Source organism: Salinisphaera sp. G21_0 (genome assembly GCF_017744115.1).
Lineage (GTDB): Bacteria > Pseudomonadota > Gammaproteobacteria > Pseudomonadales > Endozoicomonadaceae > Endozoicomonas.
In genome coordinates this window covers 25,046-39,890 of sequence record NZ_JAGHQW010000034.1, presented here as the reverse complement: position 1 = coordinate 39,890, position 14,845 = coordinate 25,046, and the positions used below count along the sequence as shown (strand labels likewise).

The window sequence follows — 14,845 nt, the reverse complement described above, 5'->3', positions numbered from 1 at the left end:
GTATCCAGCGTTCATTTGTCATTTAACCTGGAGTTATACGGCTTAAGTCCATTGCAGGATTTCTTTTGGGAGTTTCAGGATCAAGTTTTTTTAATAAAGTATTTTTTAAATCTGCATGTCGGTTGGTGAGTACAAACCCCTTAAGCTCATCATTCTTTTTGTACAATCCCAATACATCTTTACCATTACATTGAAAAACCCAGTTACCCTCATTTTCCTGCGGTGGTAAAACCACTATCGGGCAGGATGGTGTTTTCGTTGCTATAGGCATGGCATCAAATTGAACTTCTGTTCTTTTTCCTGTGACTGTTTTAGCCAAAGCTCGAGCACTTTTCATCAATGGCATCACATACAGCATTACCTTACCGTCTATTTCAGCACAATCTCCCAGAGCATAGATATTATTGATCTGGGTTTCTAAAAATGAATTAACCACTATTCCTCTATTACAAGAAATATCAGCGGACTCCGCCAAGCTTGTGTTTGGCTGCAATCCAACAGCGGAAATCACGACGTCTGTATCTAATTCCAGACCGTTGTTAAGAACCGCGCATATACCATCACTCTTTTTAATAATCTCATTTACGCTGGTTCCGAAATGAAACTTAACGCCGCTTTCTTCCAGACCTTTGACTAATGCATTACCGGCAATTTCCGGAATTAAGCCTGATAGTGCCGTTTCACTGGGGTCAACAATATGCACTTCATGATCTGATCCGATCAGATCATCAGCAAATTCGCACCCGATCAAGCCTGCACCCATAATCAGAATTCGTCTTTTATTTTCTGCCAATGATCGGAATCGCCTGTAATCCTCAAGATCATTAATAGAGACGACTTCTTCAATATCTTTCCCTTTTATCGGTAACTGCCTGCATTCCGCACCAGTTGCCAGTACCAATTGGTGATAATCTATGTATTGATCATTAACAGTGATTCTTTGAGCATTGGGGTCAATACTGTCTACCCTGGTTTGATTGAATACTCGAATATTAAATTGCTTTTCCAACGCTTGTGCGGTAGCCATGACAAGCTGAGCTGGCAGTTTACCCTTGCTAAAGCTATTGGAAAGCATAGGCTTTGAGTAGCTTTCCCCCTGGTCGGAGGTTACCACCAAAATGGACTTGTCCTTATCCAATTTTCTGATTTCTTTAACCAGGGTAAGACCCGCTAATCCCGACCCAATTATTACCACATCATAGGTGTTCATCTGGGTCTCCATTAGACTTCTACCATCTCAAATTCTTCTTTGGTGACGCCACAGTCAGGACATTCCCAATCGTCAGGAATCTCTTCCCAGGTTGTTCCCGGAGCTAAGCCATCAGCTGGACTACCCTGGGCCTCATCGTAAATCCAGCCACAAATTACACATTGCCATTTTTTCATAATACAACCTGCCAATCTCAACACGGGTAATCTCCGATAGATTACCCGGACAAATTTTTCCTATTCACTAACTAATAGGTGCGAGTAAAGCGATAAAAAGCAGAACGCTTTTCGTCCTCGTTCTGACGCCAGCCCAATCTTTCCGGTGCCGTCTTTTCAATCTTAAGCGTGCCATAAATCAACCAGTCGTAGATGGCCAGCATATTATGAAGATTCTTGGCTGAATTCGGGCCCCTGCTGTGGTGTTGGTGATGTGTCGTCGGAAAGGTAAGAATATGAGCCAAACCATAAAACAGGTTACGAAGGATTGGGTTTTTATGATTCAAAAAATACAGGTCATAATGCCAGTTGGTATGAACATGCAGTGACCATACCCCTTTTATTATCATACCCACAAGGAATACCTCGGTAAGCCCCAAATACAAAGCAATGAAGCTAAACCAGATATTCGGCATGACGAACCAATAGGCCCAACCTTCGACAAAGGTTTGCCCTACCGTCATCTGAGCTTTCTCATCATCATTACCAATTAAATGGTGAGGTCTATGGGCGGTTTTAAATATTTTTTGAATGGGACGCAGTAGCTTAAATCGTGACGTTCGGCTGTGGGCAAGCCAGTGCCCGACACCGTGGAAGTACTCCTCTAACAAGATGAAGGCGATTAACGTCCAGACAAAATACTGCTCTTCCAGAAATGCCAGGGAACCTTGGTGGTTACCCAGGGCAAAACCTGCCAAGGCAAAAATGATAGCCATGACCAGGGGTCGCTGAACCAGGCTAATGGCCCCCATACACAGGGCTACCATTTTCAGATCAACCTTGCTTAACTTTTCTGCCTTGTAATTACCGGTTAGCCATTCATATAAAATACATATGATAAAAAATGAACCTACAATGATCGTTTCCATCGAAATCTTCCTTCAACTATTTGTTTTTATTATTAGATTTCTGATCATTGTGATGTTATATCCGGTCAGGTTATTCATCCAATGGATTATTAAAATGTTGATCATTGATCTGGATGATGATTAAAATTATCCCAAAAAATAAGGGGTAGGGGCATGAGTAAAGACTTAAGAAACTTCGATCTGAATCTTCTGGTTGTATTCCATGCCCTGTCTGAAGAAGCACACTTAACCAGAACCGCTGAACGCCTGCACTTGAGCCAGCCTGCAGTGAGTAATGCCTTATCAAGATTGAGAGATCTTTTTGAAGACGAACTGTTTGTCAGAGCGCCTAAAGGCATGCGCCCCACACCCAAAGCGAAGTCTTTGACACAGCCCATACAAGAAGCATTAAATCTAATTCAGAGTCAGCTAACGCCAGTAGATACATTTTGTTCTGAAACGGCGAAAAACTGTTTTACCATTTCGGTTAATGAATACGCTGAACTTATAGATCTACCGGATTTTATCCGGATGTTGAGGGCATCAGCTCCTAACGTGTCACTGGATATTTATCCTGAAAGCAATTCCACTAATATTGAATTAATCCGTTCAGGTGAAATTGATATTGCCATTGACTACCTGCCGATTACGGGCAAGGAATTGGTTAAAGAACTGTTCTATGAAGAAAGACTTGTGGTCATTGCATCGAATGTTCACCCCATATTAAGGGATAAACTCAGCACCGGACTTTATACTTCACTCCCGTACGTGGCAGTAAGGCCAAGAGACCACCGTGGTTCTCATACTCAAATAATCCTGGGCAAAAAGAGCTTGAAGCGAAATATCACCATGACAGTCACGAACATGTTGGCCATACCACAAATTGTCAGCAAGACTGATATGCTAAGCATTGTTCCAAAACGTTTAGCAGAGTACTTTCAATCATTTTTGCCCATTGCCATCCACGCACTGCCATTTGATCTGGATAGAGTGCCAATTTATATGTATTACCATCAAGACAAGGTTAACAATCAGGCTCACAAATGGTTTAGACAACAGTTGTTAACCATTTCTAACCTGTGATCTCAGGTTAGACAGCCAGGGTCTCTGGTAAGCCCCTGAGAGCCATCCTCACCCGGACTGATCTCTTTTCGCATTTTCTCCCGGAAGGGAAGAGGTGTTTTAGTGTAGTAGAACTTTTTTTGGTTTTTCTGCAGTAGAGATGAACGTTTTATTAGTTTTTTTGTCTTAATGCTGTGAACACTGATTTTTAAGTTAATTATTTTTAATGCCACCACCGGTGCTCATTCCGGCTGATTGCATCAGATGTTTCCAGTTCGATGTCAGGGGCTTTGTCAAATTAATTTTAAAAACTATTATTTGGACGATGATTGTTTCAAAGGAAAAATCAGTAGAAAGTCTCAGGGTTTCAGCTTGTGAGTTGTCCAGAATACTGGCTTAACCCGAAAAGGGCCTGGAAACAGGGCGTCTCTATCAGGCTCTGTAATATTTGAATGAACAAGCTGCACTGGCTTACTTTCCTGAGCATCTATCAGTCTATTCTGACAACCCATTACCTGAGCCTATCGCTGAATCCCTTGAAAATGGCGCATTAATGACCCGTGTTTTACGGACTTTCAAGCCAGAGGAGATATCTCATTATCTGAAAACATTCAAGAGCTATGAACTAATGAAAGATTTCTGATTATGTTCAGTCCCGTGCCCGTTTTGCAGCCACTCACATAAGTGCTCTTCCCCGGGTTCGGGTAAGATCTCTCCACCTTCCATGATCCATTGAGCAGGCATCTCAAACATGTCGGTTTCCAGCTCTTTATCCGTGAGGATCATCAATTGACAGATGCGTCTGGCCATTTCCTTTTCTAATGTTTCTCGCATCTCAGCAGTTCGGCCTTTTCGTATACCGCCATAAACATGCATGGCGACACCGTCGTTTAAAGTAGCATTTTCCCAAAACATGACGTTCACAAATGTTTCCGGAGCGCCTGTGAGACCGCAATGAACATTCATGATCAAGTTAGCTAATTCAACACGCCTGGAGTTCGGTAAGCTTTTTGGTGTGGTAACAGTATATAGTGGCATAGTGCTATCCTTGATTTATTTTTATAACGTAACACTGGTGTTGTAATAGCCTTTCTTCAAACGCCCCATCATAAAGCGCATCAGCATTTTCAGCATGGTAGATTTACGCTTGGACGGTTTGAATCGTTTGACCAAACCCTGCTGAAATTTTTCCGACTCTGAAAAATCACTGGATGCCAGAATAATCTGATCCTGCGTGCAGCCGGTAATCTCCTGCCATTTAGCGCACACTTCCGACATAAAAGGGTGCCGCCTGGACGCTGGCAGGTCATCTTGCACAGGCAGTTGTACACTGGATGCGGAAGATAACTTACCGGCCAGATAGGCCTGTCCATAGGGCAAGGTTAACCACATAAATACCAGTTTATAGTCAGACCCAAAGTGCTTCCGGTATATATCTTTTATGGAGGATTCCAGTTGTTTGATTCTGGTATACCCAAGAGAACCTTCCTGGATAGTACACATCACGCGGATGGACTTCATTTGTTCACCTGTCATGCTTTTCTTATTTTCAATTATCTTAGGAAGTAAACACGTTGATAAACAGTGAATTGTTTTTTGACCCCCTGACAATCTGGTGCATAATCCAGCAGCCCTGTGTATGCTTTTTTTTTGGAGCACAGATAAAATAAGTTCATTACCCGGAATCCAGGTCATTAGGTATATTTCATGGGCCGTTAAATTAAGCCAAATTGCTCTGAATATTCAGCCTGTTGAGGTAAATCAATCCAGAGAGTATGTCCCATGGAACGAAAGTTATTTAGTCACTTCTATCAAGATACTGTCCGCTGGGGAGATTGTGATCAACTGGGGCATTTGAATAATGCCGCTTATATGCGACTCATTGAATCTGCACGTCTGGACTACTTTTTTAACATACTGAAGATTGAGTTGAGGCCTGATTCAGAACAGGGATGGGTGATGAGAGGATTAAACTGTGAATTTAATGAGCAGCTCCACTACCCCACACAGCTGGAAATAGGTACACGATTCATTAAAGTCGGAAACAGTAGCGCTATTATTGAGGCTGCTATTTATAGAGAAGGCGAAGAACAACCGGTCTTTACCGCGAGTGTGCCGAGTATTTGGTGTAACTATAAAAAAGGCATATCCGCCAGAATACCCGACTTCATCAGAAATGCCATAAAGGATTATGAAGTCAATGTGGAAGGCCTGTAATCAAGTCCATTAAACCGTACTTGGTAGAAATAAACGGGCACAACACAGGCAGTAACACGGGCTATTGTTAACTTTTTATCCAATGCCTTTTGTTTGGTGCACAGGAAAAATAAGTTCATTACCACGGGATGAAGTCTTACGAAATAATAACCATGGTTATTAATCCATGAGGTCAGAAGAACGTATATGACAACCACATCGCCTTTATCAGAAGAACTAAAGTTACGTTCTGGTTCAGTACTCAAAAACCGTATTTGCAAATCAGCCATGAATGAAGCCATCGCCACCGGCAAAGGCGGTGTTGTACGACAATTTGAGGTCTTATACAGAACGTGGGCGGAAGGTGGCTCCGGGCTACTTATCACCGGTAATGTAATGGTCGATAAACGCCATGCCAATGAACCCCTTGCCGTGGCCGTGGAAGATTATGAGGATTTTCAACTGTTAGAGTTATGGGTTGAAGGTGCCAAGTCCAAAGGTGGTCAAATCTGGGCTCAGCTTAACCATCCGGGCAAGCAATCACCTAAATTTCTCAATGATGCCCCCCTGGCACCCTCTGCAATTCCCCTGGCGAGCGATATGTTTATCCCGCCCCGGGAACTGACCGAGACAGAGATCAAAGACATTATTCGCCGATTCACCAGGACGTCTTTGATTCTAAAGGAAGCGGGATTCGATGGCGTTCAGCTACATGGCGCCCACGGTTATTTAATCAGCCAATTCCTCTCGCCAAACCACAACAAGCGTAACGATAAATGGGGCGGTTCCCTTGAGAATCGTATGAGATTTGTCAAAGAAATTTACGCATCCATTCGAGAGGAGGTGGGTGAGCATTTTGGTATCGGCATTAAATTAAACTCTTCAGATTTCCAGAAAGGTGGTTTCACTCAAGAAGAATCCATCGAGGTGTGTAAGCATCTGGATAAAATGGGCATCGACCTGATTGAGGTTTCTGGTGGTAGCTGGGAAAACCCGGTAAACCGACGGGGCGAGCAAAAAGAAAGCACGAAGAAGCGTGAAGCGTATTTCCTCGAATTTTCTGAACAGCTTAAGAAGAATGTATCGGCACCGATCATGGTTACCGGTGGATTCAGAAGCCAGCAGGCGATGGAAGAAGCGATTCAATCCGGCGCAGTGGATGTGATTGGCCTGGCGCGACCGTTTGTGGTTGATCCCAATCTTGCCAACAATCTGCTGTCTGGCACTAACTACCGCTCCAGCGTAAAACCCATTTCCACGGGTATTAAAAAGATCGATGATATGGCTATCATGGAAATCAGCTGGTACACCGATCAAATTCGCCGGATGAGTGAAGGCTTACCCCCAAAAACCAGAGTTCGTGGTGCTTTCTCCGCGTTTAAAGTGCTATACAACTTTTGGAAACGGGGCCAACAGGTAAAACGTGTTCGAGCGTGACTGTCTTTAGTCTGTGGCCGGGAAGCCCTCTTTAAGCCAATGGTACTGACTTAAGAGTGAAAGTCTTGCCACACGTAGGCTTTAAGGCACCCTGCGATTTGAACCACAAAGCACACAAAGAGCACAAAGGAAAAGAAAAGCTCTTCTTAGTGCTCTTTGTGTGCTTTGTGGTTCCAATTCAAATCTCTCAACCTGTATCAATCCCCATGTTTGCGGGGCTTTTAAGCTTAAGTCAATGTCATTGCACTTTAAGCGTATTCATTCCGGGGCTTCTCTTTTCACTGATTACTGCGCATCCATATACTGGGCAAACAGATCCACAACCTCTTTTACAATAGGCATTAATAAGGTTTCCGGTTTTACCAGGCATTGACTCTGCCAATACACATCATAGGGAAATTCCAGTTTCACCAGCTCGCCGGATGCAAATTCATTAAGAAATAAAGATTCTGGTCCAGCCGTCACATAATCGGAATTCATGACGATGTATTTTGCCATGGTGTAACTTTCGCAAATGATGTCCGGCTCTAATTCGGCATTTTCCAGATACACCATAACCTGTCCGCCCAGGCTGGCAGGTATGTTAGGCGTAATGATTTTGTAGTTGGATATTTCTTGTAAATTCACGACCTGTCTGCCAATTGCGTCATGACCCTGTCGCACTGCCACCACCAGTTTTTCTGAGGTTTTCAGTGGGGCGACAATATCATCCGGAACATCAGCATTAACAAAGGGGCCAACCGCCAGATCAATCTTGCTTTTTTTCAGCTGATCCAGCAATGCATCAGCCGACATGGTGACGACAGAAATTTTAAATTGATAATTTCTCTCAGCAAAATCAAGCAATACTCTGGCTAACAGCTGCTGTTCGATAATGGGGCCAACCCCCACTCTTACCGTACCGCCCACCATATCTGACATAAGTTCCAGCTGACGTTCAATCACTTTCAACTGAGCTCTGAGACCATTGCCTTCTTTAATCAGAAATTTGGCGGCTTCTGTGGGTACCATGCCCACGCTATCCCGCTTAAAAAGTTCGACACCTACTTTCTTTTCAAGGCGGCTGATTTTTTTGCTCAGGGTTGGCTGTGAAACACTTAATATCTCGGCGGCTTTATTGATACTGCCTACTTCAGTAACCACTTTGATCATGTGAATATCAGATATGTCGATCACGTCATTAGCGCCCTGAACATGAGTATTGCTGATGTTTCAGGCATATTATATGTGTTCCTGTGAAATATACAGTGGTCAGTTGCTTAACCCGGATATTTCATAAAAAGGAGGATTGAAATCATTAGGCGGGTTAAGTAGCTGGCCATATGGAATCGAATATTTCTGGCTACTTGGGCTGGTACTATGCGAGGCACAACGGAGGGAGCATAGCCGTAGCTATGTGACCGGAGTTGTAACGAAGCAGAGTGCCAGCACAAGGAGTCAGAAATATACGATTTCATATGGTTAGCTACTTATATGACTGAACTTTGATCAACAGCTGATGTCAAACTTTTCAGGAAATGTTGATCGGTTCTATACATTGTCGAATTGTGCTTATCAGATGGCTATTACTACGCAAGCCTGGGGTGTAGGAGAGGTTTACCAGGGAGCCCATAGAGCAGTGGTCAATCCTCCATCAGCAAACGTTTCACCCCATATAAGGGCGAAAGCAAGGGCTTTTGGCCGGGTTGTTTCATTTTATACCGGGTGTTTCATGGGCCGTGCTTTATCTTACCTGACACTTCATACAGATTTAACCGAACGTTTAGAAAAGAATAACGCCCTTGCCCCTGCGCTGATATTGTCAACGGCGGGAATAACTGCTGTGGCGATTGCTTGTAATCATTTACTGAGCCCCGGGGGTTTTATCTATGAGCATGTTTGTGCCAGCCTTGATGCAGAGGAGCGACAAGAAGCCTCATAGTGCAGAAAAGCGTTAATATTCATACCAACACCACCGCCGTCATTCCCGCAAAGGCGGCAATCCATCGTCGGCAGTAGATCCTCGCCTTCGCGGGGGTGACGGTTGTATGGGTATCAGCACTTAGCTGCACTAGGAGGCTGTCCGAGAATAGTCTGCCCTACTGCGGTGGCAGCAAATTGGTCTAAAAAGTCGGAAATTTTTAGCAAATAGAACCACTATTCACTAAAAATTTCCGACTTTTTATCCTCAATTTTCTGCCATCCTCGCTACGGGCGCTATTCTCGGACAGCCTCCTAGGGCAGCTTTCCAACCTTGCTATTCAATATATATGCCATATCGAATACACACTAAGCACTCTTATGGGGAATATGGCTCATGGTCCATTCCGATACAGCAGTAATGCTCAGTGACGGATTAACGCCCGGGTTGGCGGAAATGGCGGAACCATCACAGACATACATATTCTCATAGCCGAAGACCTGGCCTTTATTATTGATAACACCGGTATATCGATTCTCGCCCATCACACAACCCCCCAGAATATGTGCCGTGGTTGGTGTTCCTAACAGCGCTTCTGGGGATGAAGATGAGGCTTTACCTTCTGTAATTTTTTCTACTTTGCTGGTGAGTGCCTGGGACTCTTCGATGGTACAAGAGGGTGCTTCCCCTATTCCTGTGGTACTGCTGATGATGCCGCCGACTCCCCGTTGAAAGGATAACGTGCTATTCAACTGTTGCATAAACAGCAAATAGATGGTCTTTTTTCCCCAATCAGGGGTCAGCAGTACTCGCAGGTTTTTGATGGGCTCAACGGCCATGGTTTTTGCCAGTGAAAGGCATCTGTTCAGGAAATTCTTGCCCGTTACTCTTGGAACATTCAGCAGCTTCATAAAGCCTGCACGCCTGTTTTGACTGATGGGCTCCAAATGGCTGTTGTCATCCGTATGCAGGATAGAGCCAATGGTGACACCCCGGGCGAAATCGACGTCTTTTTTAAATGAAGTCACCGCCGTAACGGTCTCATTGTTGGTGCGAATATGGTCACCCAACACCTCGGATAAGTTTGTCAGGGACTTTTTATGCTTAAGATTCAGTAACAGCTTTACCGTACCCAGCACGCCACCGGAGAAAACCACACCATTGGCCGTGACACGTTGCTTTTTTCTGCTGGATAACATGCGTGAAGATGTAAAGGTAATCTCGTAGCCTGCCTTGCCATTGGTTTTATCCAAAGGGCGTACGTCCACCACTTCCTGTTCGGAGATGATATCCGTCCCTGATTTTTGCGCCAGGTACAAATAGTTTTTGTCTAATGTGTTTTTGGCATTGTGTCTGCAACCGGTCATGCAGGATGCGCACTCAATACAGGGCTTGCGATCAGGCCCTTCACCGTCGAAGTAAGGGTCTGGGACAAAGTCACTTTTATCCTGCCGGTCTGAAAAAAAGACACCGACCCTGGCATTGTGGAAATCTTTTTCTTTGCCAATATCTTTGGCAAGATCCTGAATGACCTGATCAGCATCGGTCAGATTAGGGTTGGGAGTGGCCCCAAGCATACGCAGGGCTTCATCGTAATGGGGTTTAAGTACCTGTTGCCAGTCTTCTAACTTCGCCCAGGTGCCAGTGCTAAAGAATTTATCCTTTGGGGTAGGAAGAGTAGCGCCATAAACTAATGAACCACCGCCTACACCAACACCAGAATAGACCGTCACATGCTTAAGAATGGTTAACTTCATGATGCCACGGAAGCCAATGGTAGGAACCCAAAGCCATTTGGAAAGATTCCAGGAACCTTTCGCGTAGTCATGGTCCTTAAACCATTTTCCTTTTTCTATAACCAGGACCCTGTAGCCCTTTTGACTAAGGCGTAACGCACTGACTGAACCGCCAAAGCCACTACCGACGACGACGTAGTCATAGTGCATGTCGTTTATTGTTATTGTCGACATCATACTTCTCAATTTTTTAATTATCGATTACCGCTTTAACACCTTAAACTTAAACCAAAGCGATTTGACCAGCATGTTGTACATGGCGTTGTTCCAGGGTGGAGCCACCATTTTGGTCACATTAATCCGGCCTTTGCGCACGATGGTTTTCGCTTTACTGAAGTTCACGAAGCCTTCTCTGCCGTGGTAATGCCCCATGCCGGAGGGGCCGATCCCACCGAATGGTGCATCGTCTACCGCTACATGGCTCAGTGTATCGTTGACGCACACACCGCCAGAGTGGGTTTGGCTTAATATGGTTTCGGCACGCTTGTTATCGTAATCGAAATAGTAGAGAGCAAGCGGCCGATCACGGTCATGAACATACTTAAGCGCTTCTTCAATTCGGTGGTAAGTTTTCACTGGAATCAGCGGACCAAAAATTTCTTCCTGTTCAATAAGCATGGTGTCATTGGTATTCAGTACCAGGGTCATAGGCATCTTACGAGTGCCTTCGAAACTTTCATGGGCAGGATTGATTTCAACAATGGTCGCGCCTTTTTCTTTCGCATCGTCCAGGTAGTTCTTTAGCCGGAGCAGCTGACGATCGTTGATAATGGCCGTGTAGTCTTTATTATCACGCAAGGTCGGGTAGGCCTGGCTCATGGATTTGATAAAGGCATTGACGAAAGCATCCAGTTTGTTTTCCGGGCAGAAGATATAGTCCGGTGACACGCAAATCTGACCAGCATTCATACCTTTACCAAAGGCCAATCGATCAGCAGCCTCTTCTATAGGGAATGACTCATGAATAATGGCCGGTGACTTACCACCCAGTTCCAGGGTCACCGGTGTCAAGTGTTCCGAGGCGGCCTTCATAACGATCTTGCCCACGGATGTAGCACCGGTAAATACCAGATGGTCAAAGGGTAATTTAGTGAACTCAGTGCTTACATCCAGTTCACCGGTAACTACAGTGACATCGTCTTCTGAGAAATACCTGCCAATTAATGCCTGCATTAAATCCGCTGTTCCGGGTGCAAATTCCGACATTTTGATCATGGCGCGGTTACCTGCCGCCAATGCTGATACCAGGGGCGATAAACCTAAAAACACTGGGAAATTCCAGGGCACAACAATACCTATAACCCCCATAGGCTGGTACATCACATGAGCGCTGGCAGGTGCCAGATTAAGAGGTGTTTTTCGACGTTCGGTTTTCATCCATTTTTTGATGCGGGACTTGCTGTACTCAATGGCGTCCAGCAATGGAAATATTTCTGCCAGCATGGTTTCGGACTCTGCACGATTGCTAAAGTCCTCGTTAATGGCTGCCACGATTTCATCGGAATGGTTAATGATTAATGCTTTTAACGCATTCAGCTTTTCTATTCGCGTCCTGGCACTGGGCATGGGCTGGTTTAAAAAGGCAGCTTTTTGCCGGGTTAACAAATGACTCAGGCGCTGATATTCATGAATTTGCCCTGGAATTTGCATAGAAGTCATATTCGCTACCTGCCATTTTGTTATCGAGCCAGTCGAAAACCAGAGTATTTTTATCGCTTCAAGCATATAAAAATCCGCTGTTAACGGATAATTAATACTTTAAGGAGGGGTTGCTAACAAAAGGCATACTTAGGGTGGACATTAAGCTTACCCCTCCATTTTCAATGGTTTTCGGATGGAACCACGAAGAACACAAAGAGCACGAAGGAAAAGAAAATCTCTTCTTTGTGCTCTTCGTGACCTTCGTGGTTCGATCTTTAACTTACCCAAGCGGGGGAGTAGGCGTTTAATGTCTACCCTAAGAAAAGGCATAGCAGGACGAAGAACTTATCTTTTTCCTGGTTTCGGCAAGATGTTATCGTTAATGACCAATTGGTTATTAATTTACCCGGGAGCAAGTGATTAACTGATTAAAGAATTTTAACTCTCAATTTAATCGTATTTTTTACTTGATTGGAATGACTTCAAGTCTATTTAATTTAGGCGTGAATGAAATCCGGGGGTAGGTAACTTAATCATTTAAAATACTGTAAATGGTTTATCAAGCAATTAAATAAAGTTAACAATACAAGGAGGAATTATGGATGCCAATACAGTGGCTTCAGGCACTACACCTGTAGCAACTACACCGTCATATGCTGATAACAATAATGAAGATGGTCAACGTCAACCATATATCCCGCAGTCTGGAACAGCTTGTTACTCATCAGAAACTGCATCATTGGAAGATCGTGTTGCCACTGAGGTAATAACGGTTACCCCGGATGAAATGAAGGAGTTAATTCTGCTGGGGAATTTTTCCAACGATGTCCATTACCTGGTTGTGGGTAACCTTGCAATTGACAAATGCCCGGCAGCCGCCCTACCCATGCAGCTCACCGTGACGGGGAGCTTTGTTCTTACCGATTGCGTCAACCTGAAACACATATCCGGAAAACTCACCGTGCATGGCGATTTTTCTGTGCTCGGTAGCACCGACCTGGTGACTCTGTCTGGGAAAATCCACATCAAAGGCGACTGTAAACTTGAAAATCGCCCCAACCTGGAGAGCCTGTCTGGGGATCTCACCTTTGATGGCGGACTTAATTTAGCATATTGCGGCAAGCTGTCGGAGCTACCCAAGAAGCTTACTGTGAAGGCAAGCCTTAACCTTAATGATTGCGAAGACCTCATTAAGCTGCCCGATGACCTTAATGTGGGGCAAGCTTTGTCACTCCGGCGTTGTACTGGACTCAGGGAACTGCCCGGGAATCTCTCTGCGTACGAGCTTTATCTCGATGAGACCCGTCTGGTTGAACTGCCTGATACGCTCTTCGTAAGGGGCAGTGTTTCTCTTACCTATTGCACCGACCTCAGAGTTTTGCCTGCGAATCCATTCTGTGGGGGCCACCTGTATCTTAATGGTTGCACTAGCCTGACAGCACTGCCTAACTGGTTTATGGAGTTGGGACGAATTGAAGATGGTTGCCTCCGCGTAGTCTATATTTTTGATACCGGGTTGTCTGATGAATTACGTCAACGTATGTCCAGCATGCCGCAACCCGAAGGAGTGCAGATTCATTATGGCATGGGCAGAGGGAACTCTGAGCATGTGTTTGAATCACTGCAAGAAGGCTTGGAATTTTGGAGGGAGTTGGCATCAACCGATTCCGAAACACCGGCGCTTGTCCCTGACGATCGCCTTACTGAATTTCTGGAGCGATTGACAGGCACTGCAGATTACCAGAACCTGGCTACCCGTCCTGTCCTGGCCCAACGGGTAATGGCGGTCATGTCATTACTGGCCGATAATGACCAGTTTCGGGATGATGCTCTGGATCGTTTATCCTATGCTGGCATTTCCTGTGATGACCGGGTTATCCTGGCCCTGGATGACCTGGAAACAATGCAATTACTGACATCTGCCCAAACCATGGCGGTTGAAAAGCATGACTCCACTGAGTTGAAGGCGCTGGGTCTGCAAATGATGATTCTGGAAATGATCAAGGCAATCGCCAGATTACATATGCAAACACTTACCTTGGTGGATGAGATTGAGGTTGAACTCGCGTTTCGGATTGAATTAAGCAAGTTCTTCAAGATTCCCGGATCAACCCAAAATATGTTATTCCGTAAGTGTGCTTTGGTGGAAGATGAGGACATTGCCAGGGCTCGCGTCAACATTGAAGAATCCTGTACGGAAGCAGCGCTTGAGGACTTTCTCGCCCAGTGGGAACCCTGGCAGAAATTTCAGCGCCAGCAGGCAGTGCGGCCCTTTGATGAACTTGAACCGATGACTGTAGATCGTATTGATGACTGTTCTTTACTTAATGTAAAAACCGATGAGATGGTTGGTCTGGGTAATCAACATTTCAGTTACTACGGCCTCGTCAATAGTTACATGCTCGATGGTCTGCACCCTTACACCCGAACCCCACTGGACTGGTCGGATGTTAAAAAGCTCATAGAGGCGGTTCCCGCCCCTGCAAAAGATGAAGACTGAACGGGTGCCTGAGTGTCACCTGATGACCTGCCACAGCAGA

General features: G+C 45.0%; 13 protein-coding genes. 5 read left to right on the top strand and 8 right to left on the bottom strand.

The features are described from left to right. Positions 1 to 22: 22 nt before the first annotated feature. The 3 genes from J7439_RS15975 to J7439_RS15965 form a co-directional block, all read right to left on the bottom strand. Positions 23 to 1,210, bottom strand: coding sequence for an FAD-dependent oxidoreductase (locus J7439_RS15975; protein WP_209202976.1), 1,188 nt, complete (start codon positions 1,208 to 1,210; stop codon positions 23 to 25). An 11-nt stretch (positions 1,211 to 1,221) separates the two neighbouring features. After that, on the bottom strand, positions 1,222 to 1,386 hold the full coding sequence (locus tag J7439_RS15970; protein ID WP_209202975.1) for a rubredoxin: 165 nt from the start codon (positions 1,384 to 1,386) through the stop codon (positions 1,222 to 1,224). Between the two features lie 71 nt (positions 1,387 to 1,457). Then, entirely contained in the window at positions 1,458 to 2,294 is an 837-nt protein-coding gene (locus tag J7439_RS15965; RefSeq protein WP_209202974.1) for a sterol desaturase family protein, read from the bottom strand. 153 nt (positions 2,295 to 2,447) lie between these two features. Here J7439_RS15965 and J7439_RS15960 point away from each other — a divergent pair, with 153 nt between their 5' ends. Then, the gene (locus J7439_RS15960; RefSeq protein WP_209202973.1) at positions 2,448 to 3,356 is read left to right on the top strand and encodes a LysR family transcriptional regulator; all 909 of its coding nucleotides are present in this window, start codon (positions 2,448 to 2,450) and stop codon (positions 3,354 to 3,356) included. 597 nt (positions 3,357 to 3,953) lie between these two features. On the opposite strand, the gene J7439_RS15955 is transcribed toward J7439_RS15960, so the two are convergent. Continuing rightward, positions 3,954 to 4,373, bottom strand: a complete 420-nt coding sequence (locus tag J7439_RS15955) for a hypothetical protein (RefSeq protein ID WP_209202972.1) — start codon at positions 4,371 to 4,373, stop codon at positions 3,954 to 3,956. A gap of 21 nt (positions 4,374 to 4,394) precedes the next feature. Next, positions 4,395 to 4,856, bottom strand: a complete 462-nt coding sequence (locus J7439_RS15950) for a hypothetical protein (protein WP_209202971.1) — start codon at positions 4,854 to 4,856, stop codon at positions 4,395 to 4,397. Between the two features lie 261 nt (positions 4,857 to 5,117). Between J7439_RS15950 and J7439_RS15945 the strand changes: the two genes are divergently transcribed. Both J7439_RS15945 and J7439_RS15940 read left to right on the top strand, forming a co-directional pair. Then, a complete protein-coding gene (locus tag J7439_RS15945; RefSeq protein ID WP_209202970.1) occupies positions 5,118 to 5,552 on the top strand; it encodes an acyl-CoA thioesterase in 435 nt (144 codons plus the stop codon). Positions 5,553 to 5,738: 186 nt separating this feature from the next. Beyond that, a complete protein-coding gene (locus J7439_RS15940) occupies positions 5,739 to 6,968 on the top strand; it encodes an NADH:flavin oxidoreductase/NADH oxidase family protein (protein ID WP_209202969.1) in 1,230 nt (409 codons plus the stop codon). A gap of 285 nt (positions 6,969 to 7,253) precedes the next feature. Here the strand turns inward: J7439_RS15940 and J7439_RS15935 are convergent, their stop codons facing one another. Next, positions 7,254 to 8,144 (bottom strand): LysR family transcriptional regulator, encoded by an 891-nt coding sequence (locus J7439_RS15935; protein ID WP_209202968.1) that lies wholly within the window; start codon positions 8,142 to 8,144, stop codon positions 7,254 to 7,256. Positions 8,145 to 8,526: 382 nt separating this feature from the next. On the opposite strand from J7439_RS15935, the gene J7439_RS15930 reads away from it, so the two are divergent. Next, complete coding sequence (locus J7439_RS15930; protein ID WP_209202967.1) at positions 8,527 to 8,889, top strand: hypothetical protein; 363 nt, start codon at positions 8,527 to 8,529, stop codon at positions 8,887 to 8,889. Between the two features lie 347 nt (positions 8,890 to 9,236). Here J7439_RS15930 and J7439_RS15925 read toward each other — a convergent pair whose 3' ends face one another. Then, positions 9,237 to 10,841, bottom strand: coding sequence for a GMC oxidoreductase (locus J7439_RS15925; RefSeq protein ID WP_209202966.1), 1,605 nt, complete (start codon positions 10,839 to 10,841; stop codon positions 9,237 to 9,239). Positions 10,842 to 10,865: 24 nt separating this feature from the next. Next, positions 10,866 to 12,323 (bottom strand): coniferyl aldehyde dehydrogenase, encoded by a 1,458-nt coding sequence (locus tag J7439_RS15920; RefSeq protein ID WP_209202965.1) that lies wholly within the window; start codon positions 12,321 to 12,323, stop codon positions 10,866 to 10,868. A 580-nt stretch (positions 12,324 to 12,903) separates the two neighbouring features. On the opposite strand from J7439_RS15920, the gene J7439_RS15915 reads away from it, so the two are divergent. Beyond that, a complete protein-coding gene (locus J7439_RS15915; protein ID WP_209202964.1) occupies positions 12,904 to 14,805 on the top strand; it encodes an NEL-type E3 ubiquitin ligase domain-containing protein in 1,902 nt (633 codons plus the stop codon). The last annotated feature ends 40 nt before the right edge of the window (positions 14,806 to 14,845 follow it).

What these genes read in the sequence shown, in the direction of transcription:
- J7439_RS15950 (WP_209202971.1), bottom strand. Translation starts at nt 4,856, where the DNA reads ATGAAGTCCATCCGCGTGATGTGTACTATCCAGGAAGGTTCTCTTGGG.
- J7439_RS15925 (WP_209202966.1), bottom strand. Translation starts at nt 10,841, where the DNA reads ATGATGTCGACAATAACAATAAACGACATGCACTATGACTACGTCGTC.
- J7439_RS15945 (WP_209202970.1), top strand. Translation starts at nt 5,118, where the DNA reads ATGGAACGAAAGTTATTTAGTCACTTCTATCAAGATACTGTCCGCTGG.
- J7439_RS15970 (WP_209202975.1), bottom strand. Translation starts at nt 1,386, where the DNA reads ATGAAAAAATGGCAATGTGTAATTTGTGGCTGGATTTACGATGAGGCC.
- J7439_RS15975 (WP_209202976.1), bottom strand. Translation starts at nt 1,210, where the DNA reads ATGAACACCTATGATGTGGTAATAATTGGGTCGGGATTAGCGGGTCTT.
- J7439_RS15955 (WP_209202972.1), bottom strand. Translation starts at nt 4,373, where the DNA reads ATGCCACTATATACTGTTACCACACCAAAAAGCTTACCGAACTCCAGG.
- J7439_RS15915 (WP_209202964.1), top strand. Translation starts at nt 12,904, where the DNA reads ATGGATGCCAATACAGTGGCTTCAGGCACTACACCTGTAGCAACTACA.
- J7439_RS15920 (WP_209202965.1), bottom strand. Translation starts at nt 12,323, where the DNA reads ATGACTTCTATGCAAATTCCAGGGCAAATTCATGAATATCAGCGCCTG.
- J7439_RS15930 (WP_209202967.1), top strand. Translation starts at nt 8,527, where the DNA reads ATGGCTATTACTACGCAAGCCTGGGGTGTAGGAGAGGTTTACCAGGGA.
- J7439_RS15940 (WP_209202969.1), top strand. Translation starts at nt 5,739, where the DNA reads ATGACAACCACATCGCCTTTATCAGAAGAACTAAAGTTACGTTCTGGT.
- J7439_RS15965 (WP_209202974.1), bottom strand. Translation starts at nt 2,294, where the DNA reads ATGGAAACGATCATTGTAGGTTCATTTTTTATCATATGTATTTTATAT.
- J7439_RS15960 (WP_209202973.1), top strand. Translation starts at nt 2,448, where the DNA reads ATGAGTAAAGACTTAAGAAACTTCGATCTGAATCTTCTGGTTGTATTC.